Raw genomic sequence first — 25,732 nt, 5'->3', positions numbered from 1 at the left:
GAAGCGGGCGGCGCGGGCGATAGCATCGTGCTGTGTCGAGTGAGCCGTTCCGGGATGGTCGTGGCGTGGCCAAGTTCCGCCACGAGGTCATCGCCGCGGTCCTGCGCGTGGCGCCGGGCCGGGAGCGGCTGCAGGTGCTGACCTGGCGCCGCACCAGGGAGCCCTTCACGGGCGAGTTGGCGTTGCCCAGCGGGCCGGTCGACGCCGGCGAGACGATGGACGCGGCCTTGGAGCGGCATCTGGCGACCAAGCTCGACCTGACCGATCTCGGTCACTGCGAGCAGCTCGTGACACTGTCCGACCCCGAGCGCGATCCCTTCGAGCGCACCATCGCCACGGCCTATGTGGGGCTGGTCGGTCCCGACGTGGAGCCGGGCGCCGGCTCGGCGGGGCAGTGGGTGCCGCTGGCCCGGCTCGGCCAGATGGCCTTCGACCACCGCCGGATCGTCGACGAGGCGCTCGACCGGGTGCGGGCGAAGATGTCGTACACCAACATCGCCTATGCCCTGGCCCCTGTCGAGTTCACCCTCGCCCAGCTGCGCGACCTGTACATCGACGTGCTCGGCTACGAGGTCGACGCGACCAACCTGGGGCGCGTCCTGAGCCGGCGCGGACAGATCATCGCGACAGGCCGTCTCACCACGCCGGGGGTCGGTGGTGGACGTCCCGCGCGGACCTATAGATTTAGGTCATCGAGGTACTGCGTGACGGACCCGTTTGCGGTTCTCAGACCCGTTAACCCGGCCAACTCGACAAAATAGGTCTGCAAATCGTCCCAAAAGGTGCGCCCCAGTGCTGCGAGCCCCCGGTGAAGGGCATATGGTATGACCAATTCATCACCCGATTGGAGTAACTCATGAGCGTCATCGAGAAGGCGCGGGGACAGGGGGACACGGTCGTCCGGCCGAAGCTGAACCAGCATCCGTCGAACGTGACCCTGAAGCTGATCATGGCCGCCACGGGCACGATCTTCGTTCTCTTCGTCTTTGTCCACATGGTCGGTAACCTCAAGCTGTTCCTTGGCGCTGAGGACTACAACGCGTACGCGGCCTTCCTGCGCACCTTCCTCTTCCCGTTCCTGCCCTACGAGGGCCTGCTGTGGGTCATGCGCCTGGCGCTGGGTGTCAGCCTCATCCTGCACGTGTGGGCCGGCCTGACGATCCACGCCCGTGGACGCAAGGCGCGCGGCAAGTTCTCCCGCAAGGGCATGAAGAAGAAGGCGTGGTTCGCCAAGTACATGGTCGTCGAGGGCGTCCTGCTCTTCGTGTTCATCATCGTCCACCTGCTCGACCTCACGATCGGCCGCGGCGTCGCCAGTTCGGAGTTCGAGGAGGCCACGTACGAGATGGTGGGCAACCAGATGGTCGTCCATGCCCACGCGTACGAGAACCTCGTCGCGAGCTTCTCCCGTCCGTGGATGGCCGCCTTCTACACGCTTCTCATGGTCGTCGTCGCCCTGCACATCGGTCAGGGCGGCTGGAACGCCATCAATGACTTCGGCGGCACCGGGCCGCGCCTGCGCAAGATCTGGCTGATCGCCTTCCTGCTCATTGCTCTGATCATCATGGTTTGCAACGGGGCCCTGCCCATGCTCGTCCTGTTTGGGGTGATCTCATGACCAACATCATCAAGAACGTCATCGGTGCCGTGGCGGACAAGCTCGACGTCACGACGCCAGCTGCGGCCCCGGCGGCCCCGCCAGCAGCCGCCTCCGGCGATCACGGTTCCGGACGTCCCTTCGTCCGCCCCAATGACGCCCCGCGCAACCGTGACATCCTCGGCCCGGCACAGAAGGCCGCCGGTTACGAGGTCGGGCCCGAGCTCGACGCCAACGTCCCCGAGGGCGATCCGCTGACCGCCTGGGCGCGCCGCCAGGACGAGTACAAGCTGGTCAACCCGGCCAACCGCCGCAAGATGAAGGTCATCGTCGTCGGCACCGGCCTGTCCGGCTCCGGCGCCGCGGCGACGCTCGGCCAGCTCGGCTACGACGTCGACTGCTTCTCCTTCCACGACTCGCCGCGCCGCGCCCACTCGGTGGCCGCCCAGGGCGGCATCAACTCGGCCCGCGCCCGAAAGATCGACGGCGACTCGCTCAAGCGCTTCGTCAAGGACACCGTCAAGGGCGGCGACTACCGCGGCCGCGAGGCCGACGCCGTCCGCCTGGGTATCGAGTCGGTCAAGGTCATCGACCACATGTACGCCATCGGTGCCCCGTTCGCCCGCGAGTACGGCGGCCAGCTGGCCACCCGCTCGTTCGGCGGCGTGCAGGTCTCGCGCACCTACTACACCCGTGGCGAGACCGGTCAGCAGCTCGAGGTCGCCTGTTACCAGGCGCTCGAGGAGCAGATCGACGCCGGCACCGTGAAGATGCACAACCGCATGGAGATGCTCGACCTGGTCGTGGCCGACGGTCGTGCGCAGGGCATCATCACCCGTGACCTGCTCACCGGTGAGATCCGTGGCTGGACGGCGCACGTGGTCGTGCTCTGCACCGGCGGCTACGGCTCGGTCTACCACTGGTCGACGCTGGCCAAGGGATCGAACGCCACGGCGACGTGGCGGGCGCATCGTCACGGCGCCTACTTCGCCAGCCCCTGCTTCCTGCAGTTCCACCCGACAGCTCTCCCGGTCAGCCAGCACTGGCAGTCCAAGACGACGCTGATGTCGGAGTCGCTGCGCAACGACGGGCGCATCTGGGTGCCGAAGAAGGCCGGCGACGACCGGCCCGCCAATGAGATCCCCGAGGACGAGCGCGACTACTACCTGGAGCGCAAGTACCCCTCGTTCGGCAACCTCACCCCGCGTGACGTGGCCTCCCGCAACGCCCGCACCCAGATCGAGTCCGGTCACGGTGTCGGCCCGCTGCACAACTCGGTGTACCTGGACTTCAAGGACGCCATCAACCGACTGGGCAAGGCGACGATCAAGGAGCGCTACGGCAACCTGTTCGACATGTACCTCGACTGCACGGGCGAGGACCCGTACGAGGTGCCGATGCGCATCGCCCCCGGCGCCCACTTCGCCATGGGTGGCCTGTGGGTCGACTTCGACCAGATGAGCAACATCCCCGGCCTGTTCGTCGGCGGTGAGGCGTCGAACAACTACCACGGCGCGAACCGTCTGGGCGCCAACTCGCTCCTGTCGGCCAGCGTCGACGGCTGGTTCACCCTGCCGCTCTCGGTGCCGAACTACCTCGCCGGTTTCGTCGGCAAGCCCGTCCTGTCCACCGAGGCCCCCGAGGTGCGCGAGTCGATCGCCTACGTCGAGGAACGCATCAACAAGCTGACGAACAACAACGGCACCCGCCGTCCCGAGTGGTTCCACCGCCGCCTGGGTGACATCCTCTACGAGGGCTGTGGCGTGAGCCGTGACGAGGCGGGCCTCGTCAAGGCCCTCGGCGAGATCCGCGAGCTGCGTGAGGAGTTCTGGCGCGACGTGAAGGTCGTCGGCTCCGACAACCGTCTCAACCAGGAGCTCGAGAAGGCCGGCCGGGTGGCCGACTTCCTGGAGCTGGCAGAGGTCATGGTCCTCGACGCCCTGGACCGCCGCGAGTCCTCCGGTGCGCACTTCCGCACCGAGTACGCCACCCCCGAAGGCGAGGCCAAGCGGAACGACGACGACTGGTGCGCCGTCTCCGCATGGGAGACTCGTCCCGATGGCACCCATGTCCGCCACAGCGAGCCGCTCAACTTCTCGCTGATCGATCTGCAGGTGAGGGATTACCGATGAAGGTCACACTCGATATCTGGCGCCAGGACGGACCCGACGCCGAGGGTTACTTCGAGACCCACGTCATGGAGGACGTCGAGCCCGAGCTCAGCCTCCTCGAGATGCTCGACCAGCTCAACGACGAGATCGTTGAGGCCGGCGGTGAGCCGATCGTCTTCGAGTCGGACTGCCGCGAGGGCGTCTGTGGCTGCTGCGGTTTCCTCGTCAACGGCAAACCGCACGGCCCGCTGGCCAACACGCCGGCCTGTCGCCAGCACCTGCGCTCGTTCCCCGAGGTCACGCACTTCACGATCGAGCCCTTCCGCTCGGCGGCCTTCCCGGTCATCCGCGACCTCGCGATCGACCGGGCGGCTCTCGACGAGCTCGTCGAGGCCGCCGGTCACGTCAACGTCATGACCGGTACCGCCCCGGACGCCGACACCGTGCCGCAGGATCACCTGACGGCCGAGCAGGCCATGGACTACGCCATCTGCATCGGCTGCGGCGCCTGCGTCGCGGCCTGCCCGAACGGCGCGGCCATGCTGTTCGCCGGCGCCAAGCTCGCCCACCTGGCCAAGATGCCGCAGGGCAAGCAGGAGCGCAGCCGCCGGGCCCGCAAGATGGTCTCCATGCTCGACGAGAACTTCGGCCCGTGCTCGCTGTACGGCGAGTGCGCGGTGTCCTGCCCGGCAGGCATCTCGCTGACCGCCATTGCCACGGTGAACAAGGAGCGCTGGCGCTCGGTGCTGCGCGGCCGTCACTCGCGTGAGACCTGATCCGTCTGTCCGATCGATTGAGACTCGTGGGGCTCGGTGCTTCGGCGCCGGGCCCCACGAGCGTCCCCGGCTCGGTGCGCCGCTGCCCTTGCCGCGGAGTGGATAATCGTTCGGCGTGGATGTCGTCCTGCTCATCGGTGTCGCCGCACTGTTCGTCATCGCGCTGAGCGACCGGCTGGCCGAGTGGGCCGGGCTGGTCGCCCCCGTGGTGCTGCTCGTTCTGGGCACGGGGGTTGCGACGATCCCCGCCGTGCCGGCTCTGCACGCCGACCCCGACATCATCCTTCAACTGATCCTGCCGGGATTCCTGTACGCCTCGGCGGTGAGGATGCCGCTGCTGGAGTTCCGGCGCAATCTCGGTCCCATCGCGGCATTGTCGGTGCTGCTCGTCATCGCTACGGCAGTCGCCGTCGGGCTGGTTCTGCACGCGATCGTGCCCGGCCTGGGGCTGGCGGCGGCCATCGCCCTGGGAGCCATCGTCAGCCCGACCGATGCCGTGGCCACGTCGATCACCCGCAAGGCCGGCGTCAGCCAGCGCGTCATCTCTGTTCTCGAGGGCGAGGGCCTGGTCAATGACGCCTCGGCGCTCGTCGTGATGTCCTCCGCCCTCGTGGCCACGACGGGGCAGGTCACGGCCGGGCAGGTGGTGGGCTCGTTCTTCTGGGCAGTGATATCCGCCGTCGTGGTCGGCCTGATCGTCGGCAACGAGGTGCTCTGGCTCCGGGCCCGCAGCTCGTCGGTGACGACCGACATGCTCATGTCACTGGCCACGCCGTACGCGGCCTTTCTCCTGGTCGAGCACATCGGGGGATCAGGCCTCATCGCGGCTGTCGTCTGCGGACTCGTCGAGGGATACCGCTCGACCTCGCTGCTGACACCATCCCAGCGGTCGGCGAACCGGACGACCTGGGCCGAGATCTCGCTCGTGCTCGAATCGAGCGTCTTCCTGCTCATGGGGCTCCAGCTGCCGGCCGCACTGGCCGATGACGAGCAGGCGCCACTGGGGAGGATTCTCGTGCTGTCGGTGATCGTCATCGCGGTGGTCCTGGCCGCCCGGGCCTGCGTCGTCGCCCTCATGCTCGTCGTGGCCCGCCGCCACGCGGCCCGGCGTGCCCGGCGCACGTCGACCGTCAGGACCCTGATGGGCGCCCACCACCGTGACCGGCCCGAACGCCCGGTCACGCGGCGGCAGCGGCGCAGGGCGGCGTGGCTCGCCCTGCGCATGGAACGGGCGCTGGCAGACATCGACTACTACACCCAGGAACGTCTAGGCGCCCGCGAGGGGGCGACCATCGTCTGGGCCGGCATGCGCGGTGCCGTGACCGTCGCCGCGGCCCAGACCCTGCCGACTGATCTGCCCGGGCGGCCGGTGATGATCCTCATCGCCTTCTTCGTCGCCTCGATCTCACTGGTCGCGCAGGGCGGTTCGCTGGGCGCCTTCGTTCGGCTCGTGCGTCCTGCGCAGGCCGCGCGGGCATCGGCCCAGGAGAGGGCCGAGCTGCGGGAGATCATGCACGAGGCGGCGGCCCGCGTGCCCCCGCCCGCCGAACTGCGCGAGGCCGGTGCTGGCCGGGGCGCGACGATCCTCGACGCCGACGAGAACGACGAGTCCGCGCTCGTGACTCGGGCGGAGAACCTGCTCGGCAGGGCCCGTACGGGCCGGCTGAGCTCCCAGGACAGGCACCTGGCCGGCGTGGCCGGCGAACACGCCCTGCGGGCCGTGAAGGCCCAGCGCGAGACCCTGCTGAGGGTGAACCAGACGGGCAAGTACAGCCCGGCCGGACTCACCGCCATGCTGCGTCTGCTCGACGCCGACCAGACGAGCCTTGAGCTGCGCATGCAGATGTACCGCGAGGAACAGTGAGGAGGCCGGTCGGGGCCGTACCCTGCCGGCCGTCGCACGCCACCGGGCAGGCGACAAACCCTGCCTGATCGGTTCCTCCTTCGGCACGGCATCGGCTGTCTGAGCCCCAGCCCCCTCGGTGCCCGCCGTTCGTGCCCCGGCAAGGGGGTTTCGGCGCGGCGGGGCAGGCGACGACCCGCAGCCGCCCATGGCTCTGGCCGGGGTTGATCCATTAGGCTCAGCTCATGTCCGGTGGCGACGTTGCCGCCGTACCGACCGCGGCGGAGCCCGCGGGTTACGAACACCGCCGGCTCTGACACGGGTCAACACCCAACCCCTTCGAGTTCTGTTGCGTGAGGAGGCATCGTGAAGGGTTACGCCATGTTGAGGATCGGTGAGGCCGGTTGGATCGAGAAGGCCGAGCCGGTGTGCGGGCCATTGGACGCGGTGTGCCGTCCGGTGGCGTTGGCGCCGTGCTCGTCCGACATTCACACCGTGTACGAGGGCGGGGTCGGTGAGCGCCATGACATGGTGCTCGGCCACGAGGCGGTCGGCGAAGTCGTCGAGGTCGGCACGTCGGTGCGCGACATCAAGGTGGGTGACCGGGTGATCATCCCGGCGATCACCCCGGACTGGTCCTCGATCGCTGCGCAGGACGGCTACCCGATGCACTCGGGCGGCGCGCTGGGCGGCTGGAAGTTCTCGAACACCAAGGACGGCGTGTTCGCAGAGTTCATTCATGTCAATGACGCGGACGCCAATCTCGCCGTGCTGCCCGAGGGCATTCCCGCCGAGACCGGTGCGATGCTGTCGGACATGGCGACGACGGGTCTGCACGGAGCCGAGCTGGCCCAGATCCGGCCGGGCGATACGACGGTGGTGATCGGCATCGGGCCGGTGGGGCTCATGTCGGTCGCCGGGGCGGCGATCCTCGGTGCGGGCAGGTTGTTCGCAGTGGGCTCGCGTCCCACGTGCATCGAGGTGGCGAAGCAGTTCGGCGCCACCGACATCGTCAACTATCGCGAGGGCGACATCGTCGAGCAGATCATGGAGGCGACCGGGGGCCGGGGCGTCGACCGGGTCGTCGTCGCCGGCGGCGACCTCGGGACCTTCCAGCAGGCCTTCGACGTCCTGAAGCCAGGCGGGCGGATCGGCAACGTCAACTACCTGGGTGAGGGCGATGCGCTGCGGATCAGCCGCGAGTCGTTCCTGGTGGGCATGGGCCACAAGCACCTCGTCGGTGGCCTGACCCCTGGTGGCAGGCGCCGGATGGAGCGCATGACCGAGCTGGTGCTGGCCGGCCGGATCCACCCGGAGAAGATGATCACCCACCGGTTCACGGGTCTGGAGCATGTCGAGGACGGGGTCGAACTGATGCGGCAGAAGCCGCGGGACCTGATCAAACCGGTCATCACCGTCTGAACCGTGCCGGCGGCCGCCCCGCTCGCGGAGACGGGCGGGGCGGCCGCCGAGCCGGAACCGCCCCCGCCCGGCACGGTTCACCAGTGGTCCGTGCCGCGCGTGTTCGCCCTGCGCGACGACCGCCGGACCGGGGTGCCCGCAGTGGTCTGGGCGGATTCCGGCCGCGGTACCGGTCATCGGGCGTTCCGCGCCGAACCCGTGGCGTTCCCCACCGCCTAAGCTTGACGGGTGCCACGCGTCGAACCCCTCGTTCTCACCTCGCCCTCGGGCGGTCGCGTCGAGATCGAGACCCCGGTCGTCCTGGCCCCGATGGCCGGGGTCACCAACGCCGCCTTCCGCACGCTCTGCCAGGAACAGGGGGCCGGGCTGTGCATCTGCGAGATGGTCACCAGCCGCGGCCTGGTCTGCGCGGACCGGCGCGCGGGGGCCATGCTCACCTTCTTCGACGACGAACGCATCCGCAGTGTCCAGACCTATGGCACGAACCCTCCCGTCGTGGCCAGGGCCGTCGAACTGCTGTGCACCCGGCACGGCGCAGACCACGTCGACCTGAACTTCGGGTGCCCGGTGCCCAAGGTCACGCGCAAGGGCGGTGGGGGAGTCCTGCCCTGGAAGACCGGGCTCGTGCGCGAGATCATCACCGCGGCGGTCCGGGCCGGGGACCGTCACGGCGTGCCCGTGACCGTCAAGACCCGGATCGGCATCGACGACGACCACACCACATGGCGCGACGTCGCCCGGATAGCCCAGGAGGCGGGGGCGGCGGCGATCTGCCTGCACGCCCGCACCGTCGAGGAGGCCTACTCCGGCCATGCCCACTGGGATGTCATCGCCGACCTCGTGAGCGAGGTCGACATCCCGGTGCTCGGCAACGGCGACATCTGGGAGGCAGGCGATGCACTGGCCATGATGGAGCGCACCGGCTGCGCCGGTGTCGAGGTCGGTCGCGGCTGCCTGGGCCGCCCCTGGCTGTTCGCCGACCTGGCGGCGGCGATGTCCGGCGGCGAGCGCCTGACCCTGCCCACGCTCGGCGAGATATGCCGGACCGTGCGCCGTCACGGCGAACTGCTGGCCCGCCAGATGGGCGAGCGGCACGGCCTGACGGACCTGCGCAAGCACATGGCTTGGTACTTCAAGGGTTTCCCGGTCGGCGGCGAGCTGCGCCAGGCGCTCGGCATGATCGACTCCTTCGAACGTCTCGACGAACTGCTCGCCGTCCTCGTCGCCAAGGCCGGAGCCGACTGCCCCTACCCCGCCGGCGTCCTGGGCAGGCCGCGCGGCCGTCAGGGCGCGCTGCGCCGCAGGGTGGTCATGCCGACCGGCTGGCTGGACGACCGCGACGGACGCGACCTGGACCTGTCCGACGCGGAACTGGGCTACTCCGGGAAGGTCGCCTGAACCGGCCGGCCCCGGTGTCGGCGCTCCCGGCCATACTGGTGACCATGACGAGCAGCAGTGGTGGCGGCCGGCGGGATGCGGGCCACGGGTTGGTTGCCACCGCGCGTTCCAGGGCCTGGGCGCGCACCATGAGCGGCCACGAGCACGAGGTGGACGGCGACGACATCGTGCGCCCGCACCGGGACTCGCACCTGCTCATCGGCAGGGGGGAGCCCGTCGGGCGCCTGGCCCGGGAGGAACTCGAGGCCCTCACCCTCCGCGAGGGCGCCGCGCGATCCCACGGGGCCGGCTCCAGGATGCGCGAGGAGGAGCCCGACACCGAACGCACCTGCTTCGAACGCGACCACGACCGCATCGTCCACTCCACGAGTTTTCGGCGCCTGGCCGGAAAGACCCAGGTCGTCGTCTACCCGACCGACCACCAGCGCACCCGCCTGACCCACGCCATCGAGGTCTACCAGGTGGCCACCTCCATCGCCCGCGGCATCGGCGCCAACGTGGCGCTGACCGAGGCCATCGCGCTCGGCCACGACTGCGGGCACGGGCCCGGCGGCCACGCCTCCGAGGAGGCCTTCGACGCGTTCCTGCCCGAGGGTTTCGACCACGGACCCTGGGGGGCCGAGGTCGCCCTGGCCGGCCTGAACCTGTGCGCCGAGACGCGTGACGGCATCGCAAACCACTCGTGGTCGAGCCCGGCGCCGTGCACCATCGAGGGTGAGATCGTCAGCTGGGCCGATCGCATCGGGTACTGCGCCCACGACCTCGAGGACGCCATCCGCGCCGGCATCGTCGAGCCCGGCGACGTGCCGGGCGGGGTCGTCGACGTCATCGGCCTGTCCCTGCGGGAGCAGCTGGCGACGCTCATCGGGGCCGTCGTCACCACCACCACCCGCACCGGTGCCGTCGGCATGGACGCCCGCACGGCTGGCGCACTGGCCGCCCTGCGCCGGTTCAACTACGAACGCATCTACACCCGCCCGGAGTCGCTGGCGCAGTCGCACGCGATGATCGAGGTGCTGCAGCAGCTCGTCTCGTACTACATCGGCCATCCGGGTGACCTGCCGTCCGAGTACCGCGACCTCGACGACCTGACGCGCAGCGCCGTCACCTATGTCGCGGGCATGACCGACCGTTTCGCCTTCGACTGTGCCGAGCGCCTGCTCGGCTGGGATCCGGCGCGGCTGCCGCGGGGCGTGGGGCACGGGGCCTGACGACGTCCGCGGCCCATTCGGCCCCGAAACTTCGCCCGGCCCCGCCCGGCGCGGGCCCAGGATCCGGACCGGGCTCTGTGCCGGGCCACCCGCCGGGGCCGGCCCCGCCCCGGGCGTGGGGAACCCTGGCGGATGCGGCGGCGGTCGTCGGCGGGCAGTAGCCGTGCGCCGGTGATCAGCAGGGTCATGACGAGCACCGTCACCGATTCTGCCGCGAGAATCCCGATGATGACGAGTACCTGGGCGGCCCCCGCCTGGAGCGGCGTACCGCCGCCGAGCAGAACACCGATGAAGGCGCCCGGCAACGTCACGAGCCCCACGGTCCGTGTCCTGTCGAGCGTCGGGATGAGGGACTCGCCGGCGATGGGGCGCACGATGATCCCGATCGCATCGGGCCGCGCGAACCCGAGGGACAACGCCGCCTCGAAGACATCCCGTCCCTCACGCAGGGCCGCGAAGAGCCGCCGCCCGTTCAAGGTGTGGGCGCTCATCGCGTTGCCGACGATGATCGAGCCGATCGGTACGAGCGAGGCGCCGTTGAGCGGCGCCGCACCGGTTGCGAAGATGATCGTCAGGACCGGCAGTACGCCGGCGGCGACCGCCAGCGCCGACCACGCCCAGGCCCGGCGGGCGCCGATCCGTCCCGTCGTCGTCCACACGGCGACCGCGAACATGGCGGCGACGAACAGCGCGGCGGCCCAGAGCCTCGTGACGGCCGCCACGACGATGAACGAGACGGCGAACAACTGGACGACGGCTCGCGCCGCCGCCCACGGAACCGATCTCAGGAAGGCGAAGCGGCCGGCCCACGCGGCGAGCATCGCCAGTGCGACGAGCAGCGCCAGCGCACCGGCCAGCCGCAGGCTCGGATCGATGGACACGCCAGCATTCTTCCCCAGGACGGGGTGCTTCGTCGTGCCGGGGCACGACCTGAGTCCTGGACTCGCCATTATTCACAGGCTAACCTAAGTAAATCGTTGTCCTAGGGGAACGTGAGGTGATGATGGCAGGGGCATGGCAGATCTACGAGGATCTCCTCGCCGAGATACCCGAGGACGTGACGGTTCACGCAGTGAACGTGGGTGCGCAGTGGACCCGCGTGCTCAACTCGGCCGGGGGAGCCGGGATGGCCTGGACCATGAACGTGAAGTCGCGCCCGGACAGCTTCGAGGGCGTCCTGCTCGAAGGACTGGCGCTGCGTACCGCCGCCGACCTGATCCACAGCTGGAATCTCGCCGAGGCCTCCATCGGCCAGGCGGCCATCAACTCCTGGTACGCCCGTCCGGACTCGGCCGCCGAGAAGGGCTTCGTGGCGACCGGCGAGGGCACGACCTGGCAGCAGGTCTTCGATCCCTACGCCCGGGCGGTTGAGGGCAAGCGGGTCGCCGTCATCGGGCACTTCGGGTTCGCCCGGGACGCCCTGGACCGGGCCGGCGAGTTCTACTGCCTGGAACGCCACCCGCAGCCCGGCGACTACCCGGACACCGCCTGCGAGTACATCCTGCCCGAGTGCGATTACGTGTTCATCTCCGGGTCGAGTTTCGTCAACAAGACGGCGCCGCGCCTGCTGGAGCTGTCCCGGGACGCCCACACCGTGCTCGTCGGACCCTCCACCCCGCTGCACCCGATGCTCTTCGACTACGGGGCCGACACCGTCACCGGCTTCGTCGCCACCGACCCGCAGCTGCTCGACCGGGCACTCGGCGGAGTCAACATGAAGGCGATGTTCCGGGCCGGTCACCGCGTCCACCAGGATCGCCCCGCCGCCTGAACCGCCGCCCGGCCGGTACAACCCGGGTGAAAGAACCACCGGGATGGACCCGGGCGTGGCATACTGACCCTGTCATGTCCCGGGGACGGTGAAAATCCGTACCGGCGGTGAGAGTCCGCGACCCGGCCAACGGCCGGCTGATCTGGTGGAATTCCAGAACCGACAGTCACAGTCTGGATGGGAGGCGCATGGCATGAGTGGACGGCCACCCGTCGCGGCGCACGATCGCCGGACGGGGCCGACCGTGGAACCGGCCGGCCATCCCGGACCGTTCACTCATGGGCCCCGGGCGAGGATGCCGGAGGGGGCCGATGAGTTCACAGTCGGGTCGGGGCGACGGACAGCCGCACGCGCCCACCACGCCACTCGAGGCGCAGGCCATGGCCGTGGCGCTCGACGTCGCCAGGCAGGGCGCCCGGGGCGCGAACCCGCTCGTCGGGGCCACCATCGTTGATCAGAACCGCATCATCGCCGTCGGCCATCACAGGGGCGCGGGCACCCCTCACGCCGAGGTCGACGCCCTGCGCGCGGCCAGCGAGAGCGGACAGGACGTGCGCGGCGCCACCATGGTCGTCACCCTCGAACCCTGTGACCACACCGGCCGCACCGGTCCCTGTTCGCGGGCGCTCATCGACGCCGGGATCTCCCGGGTCGTCTACGCCACGGCCGACCCGCACACCATCGCCTCGGGAGGCGCAGCCAGGCTTCGTGCCGCCGGGGTGGAGACCGTCGAGGGGCTCATGGCGGAGCAGGCCCGTGAACTGAACGACCGCTGGCTGCTCGCCGCCAGGCAGGGCCGGCCATACGTGACGGCCAAGATCGCGCAGAGCCTCGACGGGTGCGTCGCGGCAGCCGATGGCACGAGCCAGTGGATCACCGGCGACCGGGCGCGCCGGTCGGCGCACGCCCTCCGCGCCCGGGCGGACGCCGTCCTCGTCGGCACCGGAACGGTCCTCGCCGACGACCCCAGGCTCACCGCCCGTGACAGGAACGGGGAACCGCTCGGCAACCAGCCCCTGCACGTCGCGATGGGGCTGCGTCCGGTGCCCGACGGCGCGGCGCTGCGCGATGGCCCGTGGCTGCAGATCGCCAGCCACGATCCGGTGCAGGTACTCGCCGAACTGGCGGCCGCCGGCGTCGGGCACGTCCTCGTCGAGGGCGGCCCCACCATCACCGGTGCGTTCATCGACGCCGACCTGGTGGACACCCTCGTCGTCCAGCAGGCACCGCTCATGCTCGGACCCGGCATCCGCTCGACCGGGGCGCTGAACGTCGACACGCTCGGCCGAGCCATCCAATGGCGACTGGATGAACCCGTTCGCACCCTCGACGACAACCTCGAGATCATCCTCCGGCCGTCCCCGCGCCGGCCTGAGAAGACACCTACCCGTGAGGAGAAGCATGTTCACCGGAATCGTTGATGGGCTGGGAACCGTCGTCGAACTCCTGCCCGGAGCGGCCCCGGGCATCACACGTCTGGTCGTCGACACCCACGGCGTCGCAGACGACCTCCCCGTCGGGGGATCGCTGGCCGTCAACGGCGTCTGCCTGACATCGGTCGCCGATCCCGAGCGCCAGGGCGTGTTCGTCGCCGAACTCATGGGCGAGACCATGGACCGCACCAGCCTCGGGCAGGTCGCGCCGGGGGACGTCGTCAACCTCGAACGCTGCGTGCCCGCCGACGGACGCCTCGACGGCCACATCGTGCAGGGACACGTGGACGGCGCCGGGCGGGTCCTGTCGATCACCGAGCAGGGCAGCTGGACGACGCTGCGGGTCGGCGTGCCGAACCGGCTGGCTCCGCAGATCGCCGAGAAGGGCGCCATCGCCGTCGACGGCGTCTCGCTCACCGTCACCGCGGTCAGCGACCCCGACGCCGTGGACAGCTGGTTCGAGGTCGGCCTCATCCCCGCCACACTCACCGGAACCCGCCTCGGCCGCCTCGCCGCGGGTGACATGGTGAACATCGAGACCGATGTCCTCGCCAAGTACCTGAGCCGGTTCATGGCCTTCGCCCCGGCCGAGGCCCGCGAGTGAGCGTCCATCCTGCAGGGCGGGCCCCCGGCGGGTCCGCGCCGGACGTGGAACGCACCGACCCCGTCGCCCTGCCGACCGAGTGGGGGCTCTTCACCGCCCAGTGCTGGCGCATCGACGGTATCGAGCACATGAGCCTGGTCGTCCCGGTACCCGAGGAGACCATCCCGCTCGTGCGGGTGCACTCGGAATGCCTCACCGGTGACGTACTCGGCTCGCACCGCTGCGACTGCGGCGAACAGCTCCACGCCGCCATGGCCATGGTCGCCGAGTCCGGGGGCGCCATCGTCTACCTGCGTGACCAGGAGGGGCGGGGCATCGGCCTGTTCAACAAACTCCGCGCCTACCACCTGCAGGAGCAGGGTCTCGACACCGTGGCGGCCAACGAGAAGCTCGGGCTGCCCGTCGAGGCCCGCAGCTACGCGTCCGCCGCCCTGATCCTGCGGGAGATCGGCATGACACGCATCCGCCTTCTCACCAACAACCCGCTCAAGGCCGTCGGCCTGCGCGCCGCCGGCGTCGAGGTGGCAGGCCTAGAACCGGACCAGGTGCGCGCCCGGCCCGAGAACATCACCTACCTGCGGACCAAACGCGACCGCATGAACCATCTGCTGGACCTGGACTGAAGGAGAGGACCATGGCCGAGACCAACGAGAGCCCCGCCAACGCCATCGAACTGCCTGTTCTCACCCCGGACGCGGGCCGCCACGGCGACGGCAGCCCGGTGAGCGTCGCCGTCGTCGCCGCCAGCTGGTACCCCGAGATCATGGAGGGGCTCATGGCGGGTGCGAACCATGCCTGCGCCGACGCCGCCATCATCCCCGACATCATCCGGGTTCCCGGCAGCTTCGAGCTGCCGCTCGGCGCGCAGACCGCCCTACGCGACCATGACGCCGTCATCGCCCTCGGTGTCGTCGTGCGCGGCGGCACACCCCACTTCGACTACGTCTGCGACGCCGCCACGGCGGGACTCACCAGGGTCAGCCTGGACAGCGGCAAGCCCATCGGCTTCGGCCTGCTGACCTGCGAGAACATCGAGCAGGCGCGAGACCGCGCGGGGCTTCCCGGGTCGGCGAAGGACCACGGCTATGAGGCGACCGTCGCAGCCCTGCGCATGGTGGCCGTCACCGACGGCCGTGGCTGAGCCGGGCCGCCCTCCGGGCGCATAGAATTCGGGCATGGCCGGACGCATCAACGACGAGGACATCGCCCTGGTCAGGGAGCGCGTCCGGATCGATGACGTCGTCGGATCCTATGTGACGTTGCGCAACGCCGGCGGGGGCTCGCTCAAGGGCCTGTGCCCCTTCCACGACGAGAAGACCCCGAGCTTCCAGGTGACGCCGGCCCGTGGCCTGTTCTACTGCTTCGGGTGCGGCGAGGGCGGCGACGTCATCACCTTCATGCAGAAGATCGACAATCTCTCCTTCACCGAGGCCGTCCAGGCCCTGGCGGACAGGACCGGGGTGCAGCTGCGCATCGTCGACGACGGCCGCCCCTCGATGCCTCCCGGGCAGCGCGTGCGCATCATGGAGGCCAACAAGCTCGCCGCCGACTTCTACGCCAACCAGCTGGCCGGCCCCGAGGCCATCGAGGCCCGGCGCATGCTCGACGGCCGCGGCTTCGACCGGGCCGCGGCCGAGCGCTTCGGGGTCGGCTACGCGCCCAAGGACGGGCGGGCCCTGCACCGCCACCTGAACAAGGCGGGTTTCAGCGACGACGAACTCGTCCGCGCCGGCCTCATCCGAGAGCGCGGCGGCTGGGACTACTTCCAGGGCCGGGTCATCTGGCCCATCAAGGACTCGGGACGGTCCGTACTCGGTTTCGGCGCCCGTCGCCTCTACGACGATGACCGCCTGCCCGCCAAGTACATCAACACGCCCGAGACACCCGTCTACAAGAAGTCGCACGTCCTGTACGGGCTCGACCTGGCACGCCAGAACATCGGCAAGAAGCAGCAGGCCGTCGTCATGGAGGGCTACACCGACGTCATGAGCGCTCACCTGGCCGGCGTCGACACGGCGGTGGCCGTCTGCGGCACGGCGTTCGGGGAGGACCACGCCCGCCTGCTGCAGCGGCTCATGGGCAGTTCGGATGCGACCCGCGGCGAGATCGTCTTCACCTTCGACGGCGACCGGGCCGGCCAGGCCGCTGCGCTGAAGGTCTACAAGCTCGACCGTTCCTTCACCTCACAGACCTACGTGGCAGTCGAGCCGAGCGGACTGGATCCCTGCGATCTTCGCATGGCCCAGGGCGACGCCGCCGTCCGCGAACTCATCGGCCGCCGTGAACCCCTGTACCTGTACGTCATGGGCCACACGGTCGCGGGCTACGATCTCGACCGGGCCGACGGCCGGGTCGAGGCGGTGCGCGCCGCCTCCGGCATGATCGCCTCGATCCGGGATTCCTCGCTGGTCAACGAGTACGTCCGCGAACTGGCCCGCCTGGTCGGCATGGACCCGGGCGAGGTGCGCAGAATCATCAGCGACGAACGCCGCCGCAGGCCCCGCCGCCCCGAACCCGAACGGGCGCCGGACCACATCGTCGAGCCGGGACCGGCCCCGTCGCACCAGCGGGTCGGCCTGCCCTGGCCGGACTCGCGGGACCATCGGCTGGACGTCGAGCGCGGCACCCTGAAGCTCATGCTGCAGCGGCCGACCCTGTTCGACACCGCCTGGAACGGTGTGAGTGCCGACGACTTCACCCACCCGGCGTTCCGCGCCGTCTTCGAGGCCATCGCCGAGACCGGCTACCAGCCGCAGGGCTGGGCGGAGCAGCTCCAGACCACCACGGCCGACCCCACGGCCCGCCAGCTCGAGGTGGCCCTGCTCGTGGAACCGCTGCTCAGCGAGGAACCGACCGAGCGCTACGCCGCCGCCTACACCGCGAAGCTTCGCATGCTCACGGTGATGCGGCGCATCGACGACCTGAAGTCACGTCTGCAGCGCACCAACCCGGTGACCGACCAGGCCGACCACGCCGAGATGTTCACCACGCTGCTGGCTCTTGAGGTCGAGCGCAAGCAGCTCGCCCAGGAAAGCATCGGCTTCCTGGAGTGACCTTCCAGCGGGGTTCGGGACAGCACACCAGGGGTTCGGCGGGTTCTCCACAGAAACTCGTGTTGTCCGTTGTTCGGCATCCACAGCGCTGGCGCCGGCCCCGTGCAGCCGTGAGGCTGTGGGCATGGATGCCATCGACGTCATCAGGAACGAACCGAACCGGCTCAGCGCGGAGCAGGAAGTCGCCCTGGCGAAGGCCATCGAGGCCGGCCAGTACGCCCGCCACTGCCTGGACCGGGGCCTGTGGGCCGCCGGTGCCGACGCCACCGAGCTGAGGCTGGTCGCCGAGCAGGGCGAGCAGGCCTTCCTCGTCTTCTGCCGGGCCAACGCGGCCATGGTGCGGCGCATCGCCCGCAAGTGGGACAAGCCGGGAGTGGCGGAACTCGACGAGCTCATCGCGGAGGGCACCGCCGCCCTGGTCGAGGCCATCCACCGGTGGGACTGGCGACGAGGCACCCGATTCAGCACGCTGGCCTGGCTCATCATCTCCCAGCGGATCGGCGCCATCGGCGCCCAGCAGCACAGCGCCGGCATGTGCGGCCGTTCGCTCATGAGAAGACTGACCAGCGCCGCGCACGAGGACGGGGGCGACGAGCCGGTGCGGTTGAGTTCCCTGTGGACCAGCAGACCAGACCTCGGCGAGACGCTCGGTACGGGCCGCCACGACGAGCAGGACATCGACATCGAATGGGTCTGGTCGCTGCCCGGCGACGAGCGGCGGGTCCTCACCATGGCCTTCGGCCTCGATGGACGCGCACCCATGACGCTCGCCCAGATGAGCTGTTGCCTGGGCGTCAGCGTGGCCAGCGTGGCCCGCACCAAGCGACGAGCCCTGGAGCGGGGACGCCACTTGGCCGCGCAGGCGATGATCGCATGACCTGCCGGTGACGACCGGCCACAGGCGGAGGCGACAATGGAGACATGCGAACGACACGACGCACCCGCTCGACCGGCCGCGATGAGCTGAGGGAACTGCGCGCGTTACGGGGCAGCGCCCCGCAGGTCATCGCGGCCGGCCGGGGCGACGGCGTTCTCGTCGCCGTCCTCAGTGACGGCCTCGCCGTCCGACACGAGGGACTGTGGAGTCAGGTCGGCTGGCAGGAGATCCAGCACGGCACCTGGGACCGTGACAACGACCTCCTGACCTGGACACTCATCGACGGCACCGAGCACTCGGCGGTCCTGACCGAGGCCGGTCAGGTGCCCGGGGCCTTCCAGGAGCGCGTGCAGGCGTCAATCCTCGTTCAGGAGAAACTCCAGGTGCCCGGCGGGGGATCGGTGGTGCTCAGCGGGCGGCGGAACCCGGCCGGGCAGGGCGATGTCACCTGGATGGCCCAGCCGTCGGGCAGGGCGACCATGGACGACCCGGTGGTGCAGGAGTTCATCGTCAACCAGAGCGAGCGGCTGGCCGACGAGTACGGTCTGTGAGGGCCCGGGGCCTGGCGGCAACCCCGATTTTTGTTTCCGGGTGGAGGCTGGTAACGTTCCTTCACGCGCTGAGCACAACGGTGCGAGGCGGCTACGATCCCCTGTAGCTCAATTGGCAGAGCATCTGACTGTTAATCAGAGGGTTACTGGTTCGAGTCCAGTCGGGGGAGCAGATCAAGGCCCTCGTTGTTGACGGGGGCTTTTCAGTTCTGTTCACCACCCTGCCCGCGATTGACCGCGCCCGTCGTCGTCTTGGAGAAGAAGACGGTGCAGCAGGGCGGGAAGGTTTGCGCGGAGGGTCAGGAACGCAGGGGAGCCTGGATGACCGCCCGCTCGACGGCGAGCCGCAGCGCAGCGACGATCTCGTCCTCCTTCTGCTGGGTCCAGCGTGATGCGGGGATCGAGCACGAGATCGCATCGGTCACGTGCTCGGTGTAGGTTTCGCCCCCAATCTTCACATCAAGGATCTGGCGAACGTCTTGGACACCGGGCACGGCGTCGAAGCGCCCCTTCCGCTGACGTCACTGGTGCGCGAGATGATGAGCGTCCTGGCCGGCGACGGGTTCGCCTCCGAGGACCACTCCTCGCTGGTCAAGGTGTACGAGAAACTGGCCGGCATCGAGCTGAGGCCCGGTGCCACGCAGGATTGATTCGCGCTGGGCACATGATGTTGTCTATTAAGACAGGGTGTACCCGGTGAAGGAGGAGCCGTCATGAAGATCGTCTGCGCGCCCGACAGTTTCAAGGAATCCATGAGTGCGGCCGAGGCCGCGGCGGCACTTGCTGAGGGCGTGCGTCGGGTGCTCCCCGACGCCGATTGCCCCCAGGTCCCCATGGCCGATGGGGGTGAGGGTTTCACCGAGTCCCTCGCCGACGCGCTGGGCCTGGAGATGATCGAGGTGCCCGTCACCGATGCGTACGGCGGGCCCGCATCGGCGCGGTTCGCGCTCGCCGACGGCGTGGCCGTCATGGAGTGCGCGCAGGCGATCGGGCTTGGCATGATCCCCCCTGAACGCCGCCGCATCCGCGAGGCGACCACCGCCGGTGTCGGGCAGATGATCCTCGCCGCGCTCGACCGGGGCGCCCACGAGTTCCTCATCGGCATCGGGGGCTCGGCCACGAACGACGGCGGCGCGGGCATGCTGCGTGCCCTCGGCGTGCGGTTCACCGACGAGCATGGCGCTGAGCTGGACGGCGGCCCGGCCTCCCTCACCCGGCTCGCCGAAGTGGACGTCTCCGGCCTCGATCCGCGGGCCCGGGACGCGGTCTTCAGGATCGCCTGCGACGTCGACAACCCCCTGCTCGGCGACCGCGGCGCCTCCGCCGTCTACGGCCCGCAGAAAGGTGCCTCCCCCGAGGACGTCAGATTCCTCGACGACGCCCTGCGACGCCTCGCAACGGTGTCCGGGCATCTGGACTCCGTCGCAACCGAGGAAGGGGTCGGCGCCGCCGGCGGTCTGGGCTATGCCTTCCGCGCCTTCCTCGATGGCAGGCTCCAGTCCGGTGTCGACCTGGTCGTCGAGGCCGTCGGTCTCGCCCGGATCATCGAGGGCGCCGATTTCGTCTTCACCGGCGAGGGCGCCATGGACCGTCAGACGCTCATGGGCAAGACACTCTCGGGGATCGCCCGCGTCGCCCGGCCCGCCGGTGTGCCCATCGTCGCCTTCGCCGGGAAGTTCGGTGAGGGCGTCGAGGAACTGTACGACCACGGTTTCGTCGGTCTCGTCCCGATCGTCGCCTCCATCACGACCCTCGGGGACTCCCTGCGCAACGGCCGGCAGGCCCTTGCCGATGCCGCTGAGCGAGCCGTCCGTCTCATCATGGCCGGCCGCGGACGCGAGAAGTAGCGTTCTCCTGGCTACCTGCTGCCGCGGTGCGGCACTGCCGCAGCGTCGAGGGCGGCGAGCGACCGGGAGAGGTGTGTTCGCATCGCGGCCCTTGTGGCCACGGCGGGTTCTTGGGTGGCCTCCGGGCTTGGTGACGAAGGTGCCGCGCCCCTGGAGGTTCTCCACCAGTCCCTCGGCTTGCAGGAGGCCGATCGCCTCCCTGACGACTGTCCGCGACACGGTGAAGTCACTGCACGACTCGGCTTCCGGTCGTCACTGGTGCGAGCCGAGTTCAAAGCTGTCGACGGTCCAGGCGCGCAACTGGTCCGGCAATGTCACGCCGGATCCGGGGCGATCGGAGACGATCATGCGGCCCTCCCGGATCACCAGGTGCCCGTTGATCAGCAATCGGTCACCGTCAGCACCGCCAACGGCACCAGCAGGTGCGCGGCCGTCACCGGTGCGGTGGCGATGAGCGGTGCGGAGTCTTCGAGAAGCCGGTCCGCCGACCGGATCATCAACTCTGTACGGGCCCGTTGCAGGTGCGGTGCGAGCCGCCGCAGGTGCAGGGCGCGGGTGAGGGACAGGGCGGGCAGCGGGCTGGTCCCGCCGCCCGCGCCCCTGCGCAGAACGGGGACCTGCAGGGTGGCGTCCCTGGGTGATCCCAGCCGTGGGAGGAAACCTGCGAGCCACTGGCTGAAGACACTGGGCGGCAGTACCCGACGGACCAGGTCGGCCTGTGCCAGGGCGGGGGAGCAGATGTCGGCGGTGCCGGGATCGACCGCGGAGGAGGAACGCTCCTGGCCACCGAACAATGAGCGGGCCCGGTCGCTCAGGGCATTGGCCGTCCGGGAGTCCCCGAGCGTCCAGAAGGCGTCCAGCAGCAGTCCCATGCTGAACGCAGTGTTCTGCTCCGTGCCCAGCCGTACGGGGGAGCCCATCCGCGGCAGCGCATTCAGCAGGTTGACCCGAACCGCATCGGCCAGCTCGCCCAGTTGGGTGGCCCAGCCCTGCTCGGCGGCGATCTGGTGACGGCGGGCCTCGGCTGCGAGCATGACCGTCCACGCCCAGCCGAAGGGCCGTCCGGCCCCGGGCTCGGTGCGCAGATGATCCGCCTCCACGCCGATGGCTCCGCCTCGCCAGCGACGCCGCAGCGCCTCGGTCAGGGCCTGGCACAGCTGCCCGCCGAGCTCGGCGGGAGCGGTCCGCAGCAGCACGAGCGCCGCCCACAGCATGTGCGCGGAGGAGTGCCAGTCGTCGGGCGTGCGCGGGCGAAGGCTTCCGGCATCGGGGCTGGACCTGCTCACCGTGGACGGTCCGGAGGACGGGGCCCAGGGCATGGGTGTTGCCAGCGCGCGCAGCAGCGAGTGCCCCCAGCAGGCAGCCCACCGGCTGCGCCACTGGATGTGCTGGGGCAAGGTGCTCACCGGGCAGGAACCTCGGGTGGATGGAACGCTGGTGGGGCGCCCCTGAGGGCGCCCCACCAGATGATCAGGGGATCACTCGGCCTTGACCGGGGCGGGCTGACCGATCTCGGACAGCATCTGCTTGTACCAGTCCTGGCCGATGTCGAAGGGCTTGTGTCCGGCGATCCGCGGGAAGGCGATGACCGACAGCTCGTCACCGGCCTCCTCGTCCTGGCCGACGACACCGGAGTTGCCGGCGAGCGCGGCGTCGACGGCCATGTCGCAGGTGGCCGCGATGAGTTCGAGATCCTCGTCGTTCGACCTGGCGGATCGGCTGAAGTAACCCGACTTCTGGACCATGGTCTTGGCCGCCCTGATGCGCGGGGCGAACTGCTTGGCGAACCACTCGCCCGGGTTCACCTTGTCGAGCTGAATGTGGCCGAAGGCGTCCAACGGGACCTCCTGGCCGGCGGCCTGCATCTGGGCGACGATGTCGTTCACGCCGGCTCCCTCGGACAGGAAGATGTTCACATTGCCGACCTCGTCCATGATCTTCGACAGGCGCTCGGCCTCGGCGTCGATGTCGATCTGGGCTTCGGGCACGTACACGGCGTGGATGTCCCAGGCCTCGCGCTTCAGGCCGGCCTCGGGCAGCCACTCCTGCTCGTCGAGCCAGGCGCGGTAGCGGCGCGCCGTCTCGGCGGTGAGGTAGCCGCAGTTACGGCCCATGACTTCGTGGATGATCAACTCGCGCGGGGCCGCGTTGTGCTCTCCGATGATGTTGGCCGCATACCTGGCGCCCTGTTCCGCAGCGGTCCAGGCGCCGAGCGACTGACGCACCGGGACGATGTCGTTGTCGATGGTCTTGGGCAGCCCGACGACGGTGAGCGGGTACCCGTTCTGCGCGAGGAAGGCGGCGAGATCGGCAGCGGTGGTGTTGGTGTCGTCACCGCCGATGGTGTGCAGGACGTCGACACCGTCTGCGACCAGCTGGTCGGCTGCGATCTTCAGCGGGTCGGAACCCTCGGGCACCAGCCCCCGCTTGACCAGGTCGGCGACGTTGGTCAGCTTGACGCGCGAGTTGCCGATGGGCGAGCCGCCGAAGGCGAAGAGACGGTCGTAGTGGGCGCGGACCTCGGGGGAGAACTCGATCGAGTCGCCCTTGAGCAGGCCTTCGTAACCGTAGCGGTAACCGATGATCGTGGTATCGGGGGAGACCTCGGTGTAGCGGCGCACCAGACCGGCGATGGCCGAGGACAGGCACGGGGCGAAACCGCCGGCAGTGAGCAGGGCTACCTTCTTCACCATGTGGAAGCCTTTCCATTGAGCAGGGCCCGCCCTTGTGCGGGTCCATTGCCCCAAGCCTAGGCCACGAGGGCGACGAAAGGGGACCCGTCTTCGGGGGATGTCCACAGCCCTGTTCCCCGGATGATTGTGCATGCCACACTGGACGCACCCCACCCCTGGGAGCACGTGATGAGGCCAGATCTTCACGCCGGGTACCCCCGGCACGGTTCACCAGCCGTCCCCGTGCCGGCCCTGCCCCGCCCGGCTGGGGACGAGCGCGGAATGAGCGTCAGCACGCTCTTCGCGGCCGTCATGCCCGCCTTCATCCTCGCGGCCGGTCTGGCCGTCGACGGAGCCGCCCGCCTGACCGCCCAGCGGGAGGCCCAGGCGGCCGCCGCAGCGGCGGCGCGGGCCGCGACCGACAGCGCCGCGGCCGCGCGTCTGCAGGGCGCAGCCGGTGATGCCCAGGCGATCGCAGCCGCCGATGCAGTGGCGCGTGAGTATGACATCGTCGATGTCAGCGTTTCCATCGGCCCCGACCGGCGGGTGCGGGTGCGTACCACCGCCGACTGCGACACCGTCTTCCTCGGACTCATCGGCATCAACGGGTTCACCGTCACCGGGCTGGCCGAGGCGGAGCTGCGGCGAAGTTGACGCGAGCGCCTTCAACAAGGGGCTGCAGCTGTCAGGAATGGTATCGGTGGGGAGGGGAGGCGATCCGTGACTCCGTTGCGTCAGATCAGGGCGTGTTTTGATAAGGAAACGATCACCATCCATCAAGCCTACGGCGCCCAGATCGCGGGGCCTGCCGTGGCGTCCTGAAGATTCGTCCCGCCGTTCCGCATGGGGCGGATGACCTGGATCAAGCCATCGTTCTGTTGGATGATGTATCGCTGCGGTTGGGCGACCAAACCGGGCCAGGAGCGCGTACTGGCCATTCGGGTCACCCGTGCCGGTTTCGAGTGGGCTCTCGCCCACTCGTGCCTGTCGCATTACCAGAACCCGCCGCACGGCAGCCGCGAGGAGTGGGAGGCGCGCAGGAGTGCGTCGCCGGTGCGTGTTCAATGGGATCCCGAGCGTGACACTGCCATGTGACAGTCCTTATCGGAGAAGCCATGAAATGGTCCTGCTTGAGCCTCCTGGTTACCGGTTGGGGTTGGTGAGGAGTGAGGATAGTTCGATGACGGTGACGTGGCGGGTGCCTGCGGGTCGGGTGGTGGTGTCGGTGCCGGTGTGTGCGGCGGCGGTCCAGGTGATGTTCCAGGTGCGGGTCGCGGTCACGGTGTACTCGCCGGGGGTGTCCCAGGCGTGTCCGCAGTACGGGGACGGGGCGTCCACCCCTGTCGGGTTCTGGTAGGGCANCGAACCCCGGGGTCGGGGGCGTGGAACCAGGTGTTGAACCCGACTGCCGTGGCGGCCCACTCGTTGGTGGCGGGGTCGGGGTCGAGCAGGATGCCCGGCTCGTCGAGGGTGAGGGCGGCGATCGCCCGGCGGGCCACCACGACCGGGTCGACTCCGGGGCTGGTGTGTGGTTGTTGGCCGGTGGTGGCCGGGTTGAAGACCACGAAATCGCCGTCGGGGCGGGTGATGGGGCCGGGATCGGCATCATCCTCCCCGGGCGTGGGGCCGGGCCCGGTAGGGGCCTGTGCTGGCGTCTGGCTCATCGGCCCGTACCCGCCACCATCCACGGGCCCTGTCCCGGCAACCTCATACGACTCAGACACCGACACCGAATAATCAGAACCAGAATCACCAAAATCGACGTTGTCTTCATAGGTTCGATAGCCATCGTCCTCGGTGCATCCTGATCCGTCGCAGGCGTGTGCTGCTGGCGCGTGAAGGCCTGATGCGGCGATCAGCACGACGATTCCCGTCGCGATTCTCAGCCCTCGCATGAGTCATCCTCCATCTTGTTGGATCCGTAGATCTTGAGCAGCCCATCATTGTCGTACCGGAAGAAAAGCCTGTTCGTGTCGTAGCCGCCGCCAATGATGTTGTCGCTGGAATCCACGAGCGGGCTCTGGGAGGAGTCGACACAGACCTGGAGGGTGGCCAGGGAGTCCTCACGGGCGATCTCGGGAGTTCTCTTCACGTATACGATCCGGGCCCTCGTCCCGGGCTGCATCCGCCAGCCCCTGTCGAATACTTGGGAGAACCCTTGTACCAAGATATTGGCGAAGGGGTCCATGACGTACTCGTCCATTCCCTCGGGCAGGGTCTCGGCCCCGCCCGCCGCAAAGGTGTCCTGTTCCAGCTCGAAATACGCCCGGTAGACCCGCTCGGCCTCCGCATACAACTCATCCTCGGACAACGACGCCGAAGACACCGGCGAAGACGACACCGGCCCCGACGACACCGGCCCCGACGACACCGGCGAGGAGCTGACGGACGAACCATCCGGCCCGGGCGAGTCACCCGAACCACACCCGGCCAGCACCAGGGCCGCGCACAGGCCAGCCACCGCGAGACCGATCCGCCACCGGATCATGACAATCACCCCCAGGGCCCGTGATGTCCCCATCGTCACACCGGCCCGGCCACATCGGGAAGACCCAACCCGAACCTG

Annotated in this window: 23 protein-coding genes, 1 tRNA gene, 3 pseudogenes and 1 riboswitch; of the genes and pseudogenes, 21 read left to right on the top strand and 6 right to left on the bottom strand. The window is 69.4% G+C overall.

What is annotated here, in order from left to right; translation table 11 throughout:
- The first annotated feature begins 32 nt into the window (after window positions 1–32).
- The 8 genes from PROPJV5_RS02135 to PROPJV5_RS02095 all read left to right on the top strand — a co-directional run bounded on the left by PROPJV5_RS02135 (window position 33) and on the right by PROPJV5_RS02095 (window position 10,358).
- Window positions 33–761 carry an NUDIX hydrolase gene (locus PROPJV5_RS02135; protein WP_239018363.1) on the top strand — a complete coding sequence of 243 codons (729 nt, stop codon included), beginning with the start codon at window positions 33–35 and terminating at the stop codon, window positions 759–761.
- A gap of 95 nt (window positions 762–856) precedes the next feature.
- On the top strand, window positions 857–1,618 hold the full coding sequence (locus tag PROPJV5_RS02130; protein WP_119714701.1) for a succinate dehydrogenase cytochrome b subunit: 762 nt from the start codon (window positions 857–859) through the stop codon (window positions 1,616–1,618).
- Window positions 1,615–3,729, top strand: a complete 2,115-nt coding sequence (locus tag PROPJV5_RS02125) for a fumarate reductase/succinate dehydrogenase flavoprotein subunit (RefSeq protein WP_119714700.1) — start codon at window positions 1,615–1,617, stop codon at window positions 3,727–3,729. The genes PROPJV5_RS02130 and PROPJV5_RS02125 overlap by 4 nt, the downstream gene beginning before the upstream one ends.
- Window positions 3,726–4,484 carry a succinate dehydrogenase/fumarate reductase iron-sulfur subunit gene (locus tag PROPJV5_RS02120; protein ID WP_119714699.1) on the top strand — a complete coding sequence of 253 codons (759 nt, stop codon included), beginning with the start codon at window positions 3,726–3,728 and terminating at the stop codon, window positions 4,482–4,484. The genes PROPJV5_RS02125 and PROPJV5_RS02120 overlap by 4 nt, the downstream gene beginning before the upstream one ends.
- A 115-nt stretch (window positions 4,485–4,599) precedes the next feature.
- The gene (locus PROPJV5_RS02115; RefSeq protein ID WP_119714698.1) at window positions 4,600–6,348 is read left to right on the top strand and encodes a cation:proton antiporter; all 1,749 of its coding nucleotides are present in this window, start codon (window positions 4,600–4,602) and stop codon (window positions 6,346–6,348) included.
- 360 nt (window positions 6,349–6,708) lie between these two features.
- Window positions 6,709–7,749, top strand: a complete 1,041-nt coding sequence (locus PROPJV5_RS02110; protein ID WP_275403694.1) for an NAD(P)-dependent alcohol dehydrogenase — start codon at window positions 6,709–6,711, stop codon at window positions 7,747–7,749.
- Between the two features lie 228 nt (window positions 7,750–7,977).
- Window positions 7,978–9,147, top strand: a complete 1,170-nt coding sequence (dusB, locus tag PROPJV5_RS02100) for a tRNA dihydrouridine synthase DusB (RefSeq protein ID WP_239018362.1) — start codon at window positions 7,978–7,980, stop codon at window positions 9,145–9,147.
- A gap of 128 nt (window positions 9,148–9,275) precedes the next feature.
- Window positions 9,276–10,358: an HD domain-containing protein gene (locus tag PROPJV5_RS02095; RefSeq protein ID WP_420812710.1), complete on the top strand. Its 1,083-nt coding sequence runs from the start codon at window positions 9,276–9,278 to the stop codon at window positions 10,356–10,358.
- A gap of 146 nt (window positions 10,359–10,504) precedes the next feature.
- Here the strand turns inward: PROPJV5_RS02095 and PROPJV5_RS02090 are convergent.
- Window positions 10,505–11,203: pseudogene (locus tag PROPJV5_RS02090) on the bottom strand (ABC transporter permease); the annotation flags it as partial.
- Between the two features lie 158 nt (window positions 11,204–11,361).
- Here PROPJV5_RS02090 and PROPJV5_RS02085 point away from each other — a divergent pair.
- From PROPJV5_RS02085 to PROPJV5_RS02045, 9 genes are all read left to right on the top strand, one after another.
- On the top strand, window positions 11,362–12,129 hold the full coding sequence (locus PROPJV5_RS02085; protein WP_119714967.1) for a DUF364 domain-containing protein: 768 nt from the start codon (window positions 11,362–11,364) through the stop codon (window positions 12,127–12,129).
- A 71-nt stretch (window positions 12,130–12,200) separates the two neighbouring features.
- Window positions 12,201–12,322, top strand: a riboswitch (FMN riboswitch).
- 187 nt (window positions 12,323–12,509) lie between these two features.
- Entirely contained in the window at window positions 12,510–13,550 is a 1,041-nt protein-coding gene (gene ribD / locus PROPJV5_RS02080; RefSeq protein WP_119714966.1) for a bifunctional diaminohydroxyphosphoribosylaminopyrimidine deaminase/5-amino-6-(5-phosphoribosylamino)uracil reductase RibD, read from the top strand.
- Complete coding sequence (locus PROPJV5_RS02075; protein ID WP_119714695.1) at window positions 13,531–14,166, top strand: riboflavin synthase; 636 nt, start codon at window positions 13,531–13,533, stop codon at window positions 14,164–14,166. The genes ribD and PROPJV5_RS02075 overlap by 20 nt, the downstream gene beginning before the upstream one ends.
- Window positions 14,163–14,789: a GTP cyclohydrolase II gene (locus PROPJV5_RS02070; RefSeq protein ID WP_119714694.1), complete on the top strand. Its 627-nt coding sequence runs from the start codon at window positions 14,163–14,165 to the stop codon at window positions 14,787–14,789. The genes PROPJV5_RS02075 and PROPJV5_RS02070 overlap by 4 nt, the downstream gene beginning before the upstream one ends.
- An 11-nt stretch (window positions 14,790–14,800) precedes the next feature.
- The gene (gene ribH, locus PROPJV5_RS02065) at window positions 14,801–15,307 is read left to right on the top strand and encodes a 6,7-dimethyl-8-ribityllumazine synthase (RefSeq protein ID WP_119714693.1); all 507 of its coding nucleotides are present in this window, start codon (window positions 14,801–14,803) and stop codon (window positions 15,305–15,307) included.
- A gap of 34 nt (window positions 15,308–15,341) precedes the next feature.
- Window positions 15,342–17,219 (top strand): DNA primase, encoded by a 1,878-nt coding sequence (gene dnaG, locus PROPJV5_RS02060; protein ID WP_119714692.1) that lies wholly within the window; start codon window positions 15,342–15,344, stop codon window positions 17,217–17,219.
- Window positions 17,220–17,343: 124 nt separating this feature from the next.
- Window positions 17,344–18,096, top strand: coding sequence for a sigma factor (locus PROPJV5_RS12665; RefSeq protein ID WP_119714691.1), 753 nt, complete (start codon window positions 17,344–17,346; stop codon window positions 18,094–18,096).
- Window positions 18,097–18,140: 44 nt separating this feature from the next.
- A complete protein-coding gene (locus tag PROPJV5_RS02050; protein WP_119714690.1) occupies window positions 18,141–18,647 on the top strand; it encodes a hypothetical protein in 507 nt (168 codons plus the stop codon).
- A 97-nt stretch (window positions 18,648–18,744) separates the two neighbouring features.
- A tRNA-Asn gene (locus PROPJV5_RS02045) sits at window positions 18,745–18,817 on the top strand.
- A gap of 129 nt (window positions 18,818–18,946) precedes the next feature.
- Here PROPJV5_RS02045 and PROPJV5_RS12995 read toward each other — a convergent pair.
- Entirely contained in the window at window positions 18,947–19,072 is a 126-nt protein-coding gene (locus PROPJV5_RS12995) for a hypothetical protein (RefSeq protein ID WP_275403693.1), read from the bottom strand.
- Here PROPJV5_RS12995 and PROPJV5_RS02040 point away from each other — a divergent pair, their 5' ends adjacent.
- Complete coding sequence (locus tag PROPJV5_RS02040; RefSeq protein ID WP_338047464.1) at window positions 19,073–19,297, top strand: NAD-binding protein; 225 nt, start codon at window positions 19,073–19,075, stop codon at window positions 19,295–19,297.
- Window positions 19,298–19,360: 63 nt separating this feature from the next.
- On the top strand, window positions 19,361–20,494 hold the full coding sequence (locus tag PROPJV5_RS02035; protein WP_119714689.1) for a glycerate kinase: 1,134 nt from the start codon (window positions 19,361–19,363) through the stop codon (window positions 20,492–20,494).
- A gap of 144 nt (window positions 20,495–20,638) precedes the next feature.
- On the opposite strand, the pseudogene PROPJV5_RS12990 reads toward PROPJV5_RS02035, so the two are convergent.
- The 3 genes and pseudogenes from PROPJV5_RS12990 to PROPJV5_RS02015 form a co-directional block, all read right to left on the bottom strand.
- Window positions 20,639–20,716 (bottom strand): annotated as a pseudogene (locus tag PROPJV5_RS12990) (GntR family transcriptional regulator); the annotation flags it as partial.
- Window positions 20,717–20,874: 158 nt separating this feature from the next.
- Complete coding sequence (locus tag PROPJV5_RS02020) at window positions 20,875–21,900, bottom strand: DUF2891 family protein (RefSeq protein WP_147385321.1); 1,026 nt, start codon at window positions 21,898–21,900, stop codon at window positions 20,875–20,877.
- Window positions 21,901–21,972: 72 nt separating this feature from the next.
- On the bottom strand, window positions 21,973–23,187 hold the full coding sequence (locus tag PROPJV5_RS02015; RefSeq protein ID WP_119714687.1) for a pyrophosphate--fructose-6-phosphate 1-phosphotransferase: 1,215 nt from the start codon (window positions 23,185–23,187) through the stop codon (window positions 21,973–21,975).
- A 261-nt stretch (window positions 23,188–23,448) separates the two neighbouring features.
- Here PROPJV5_RS02015 and PROPJV5_RS02010 point away from each other — a divergent pair, with 261 nt between their 5' ends.
- Both PROPJV5_RS02010 and PROPJV5_RS12660 read left to right on the top strand, forming a co-directional pair.
- Entirely contained in the window at window positions 23,449–23,820 is a 372-nt protein-coding gene (locus PROPJV5_RS02010) for a hypothetical protein (protein ID WP_119714686.1), read from the top strand.
- 183 nt (window positions 23,821–24,003) lie between these two features.
- Window positions 24,004–24,261 (top strand): annotated as a pseudogene (locus PROPJV5_RS12660) (DUF4291 family protein); the annotation flags it as partial.
- Between the two features lie 787 nt (window positions 24,262–25,048).
- On the opposite strand, the gene PROPJV5_RS01995 reads toward PROPJV5_RS12660, so the two are convergent.
- A partial coding sequence (locus PROPJV5_RS01995) for a hypothetical protein (RefSeq protein WP_220474300.1) occupies window positions 25,049–25,732 on the bottom strand: 684 nt, incomplete at its 5' end.

It is taken from the genome of Propionibacterium ruminifibrarum (assembly GCF_900289195.1).
GTDB classification, from domain to species: Bacteria; Actinomycetota; Actinomycetes; order Propionibacteriales; family Propionibacteriaceae; genus Propionibacterium; species Propionibacterium ruminifibrarum.
This window is presented reverse-complemented; position numbering and strand designations above follow the sequence as displayed.

Bases quoted from the DNA above. Each gene is read 5' to 3' on its own strand.
- PROPJV5_RS02130 (WP_119714701.1), top strand. From the start codon at position 857: ATGAGCGTCATCGAGAAGGCGCGGGGACAGGGGGACACGGTCGTCCGG.
- PROPJV5_RS02125 (WP_119714700.1), top strand. From the start codon at position 1,615: ATGACCAACATCATCAAGAACGTCATCGGTGCCGTGGCGGACAAGCTC.
- PROPJV5_RS02120 (WP_119714699.1), top strand. From the start codon at position 3,726: ATGAAGGTCACACTCGATATCTGGCGCCAGGACGGACCCGACGCCGAG.
- PROPJV5_RS02110 (WP_275403694.1), top strand. From the start codon at position 6,709: ATGTTGAGGATCGGTGAGGCCGGTTGGATCGAGAAGGCCGAGCCGGTG.
- PROPJV5_RS02095 (WP_420812710.1), top strand. From the start codon at position 9,276: ATGAGCGGCCACGAGCACGAGGTGGACGGCGACGACATCGTGCGCCCG.
- PROPJV5_RS02085 (WP_119714967.1), top strand. From the start codon at position 11,362: ATGGCAGGGGCATGGCAGATCTACGAGGATCTCCTCGCCGAGATACCC.
- ribD (WP_119714966.1), top strand. From the start codon at position 12,510: ATGGCCGTGGCGCTCGACGTCGCCAGGCAGGGCGCCCGGGGCGCGAAC.
- PROPJV5_RS02075 (WP_119714695.1), top strand. From the start codon at position 13,531: ATGTTCACCGGAATCGTTGATGGGCTGGGAACCGTCGTCGAACTCCTG.
- ribH (WP_119714693.1), top strand. From the start codon at position 14,801: ATGGCCGAGACCAACGAGAGCCCCGCCAACGCCATCGAACTGCCTGTT.
- dnaG (WP_119714692.1), top strand. From the start codon at position 15,342: ATGGCCGGACGCATCAACGACGAGGACATCGCCCTGGTCAGGGAGCGC.
- PROPJV5_RS12665 (WP_119714691.1), top strand. From the start codon at position 17,344: ATGGATGCCATCGACGTCATCAGGAACGAACCGAACCGGCTCAGCGCG.
- PROPJV5_RS02050 (WP_119714690.1), top strand. From the start codon at position 18,141: ATGCGAACGACACGACGCACCCGCTCGACCGGCCGCGATGAGCTGAGG.
- PROPJV5_RS02035 (WP_119714689.1), top strand. From the start codon at position 19,361: ATGAAGATCGTCTGCGCGCCCGACAGTTTCAAGGAATCCATGAGTGCG.
- PROPJV5_RS02015 (WP_119714687.1), bottom strand. From the start codon at position 23,187: ATGGTGAAGAAGGTAGCCCTGCTCACTGCCGGCGGTTTCGCCCCGTGC.
- PROPJV5_RS02010 (WP_119714686.1), top strand. From the start codon at position 23,449: ATGAGCGTCAGCACGCTCTTCGCGGCCGTCATGCCCGCCTTCATCCTC.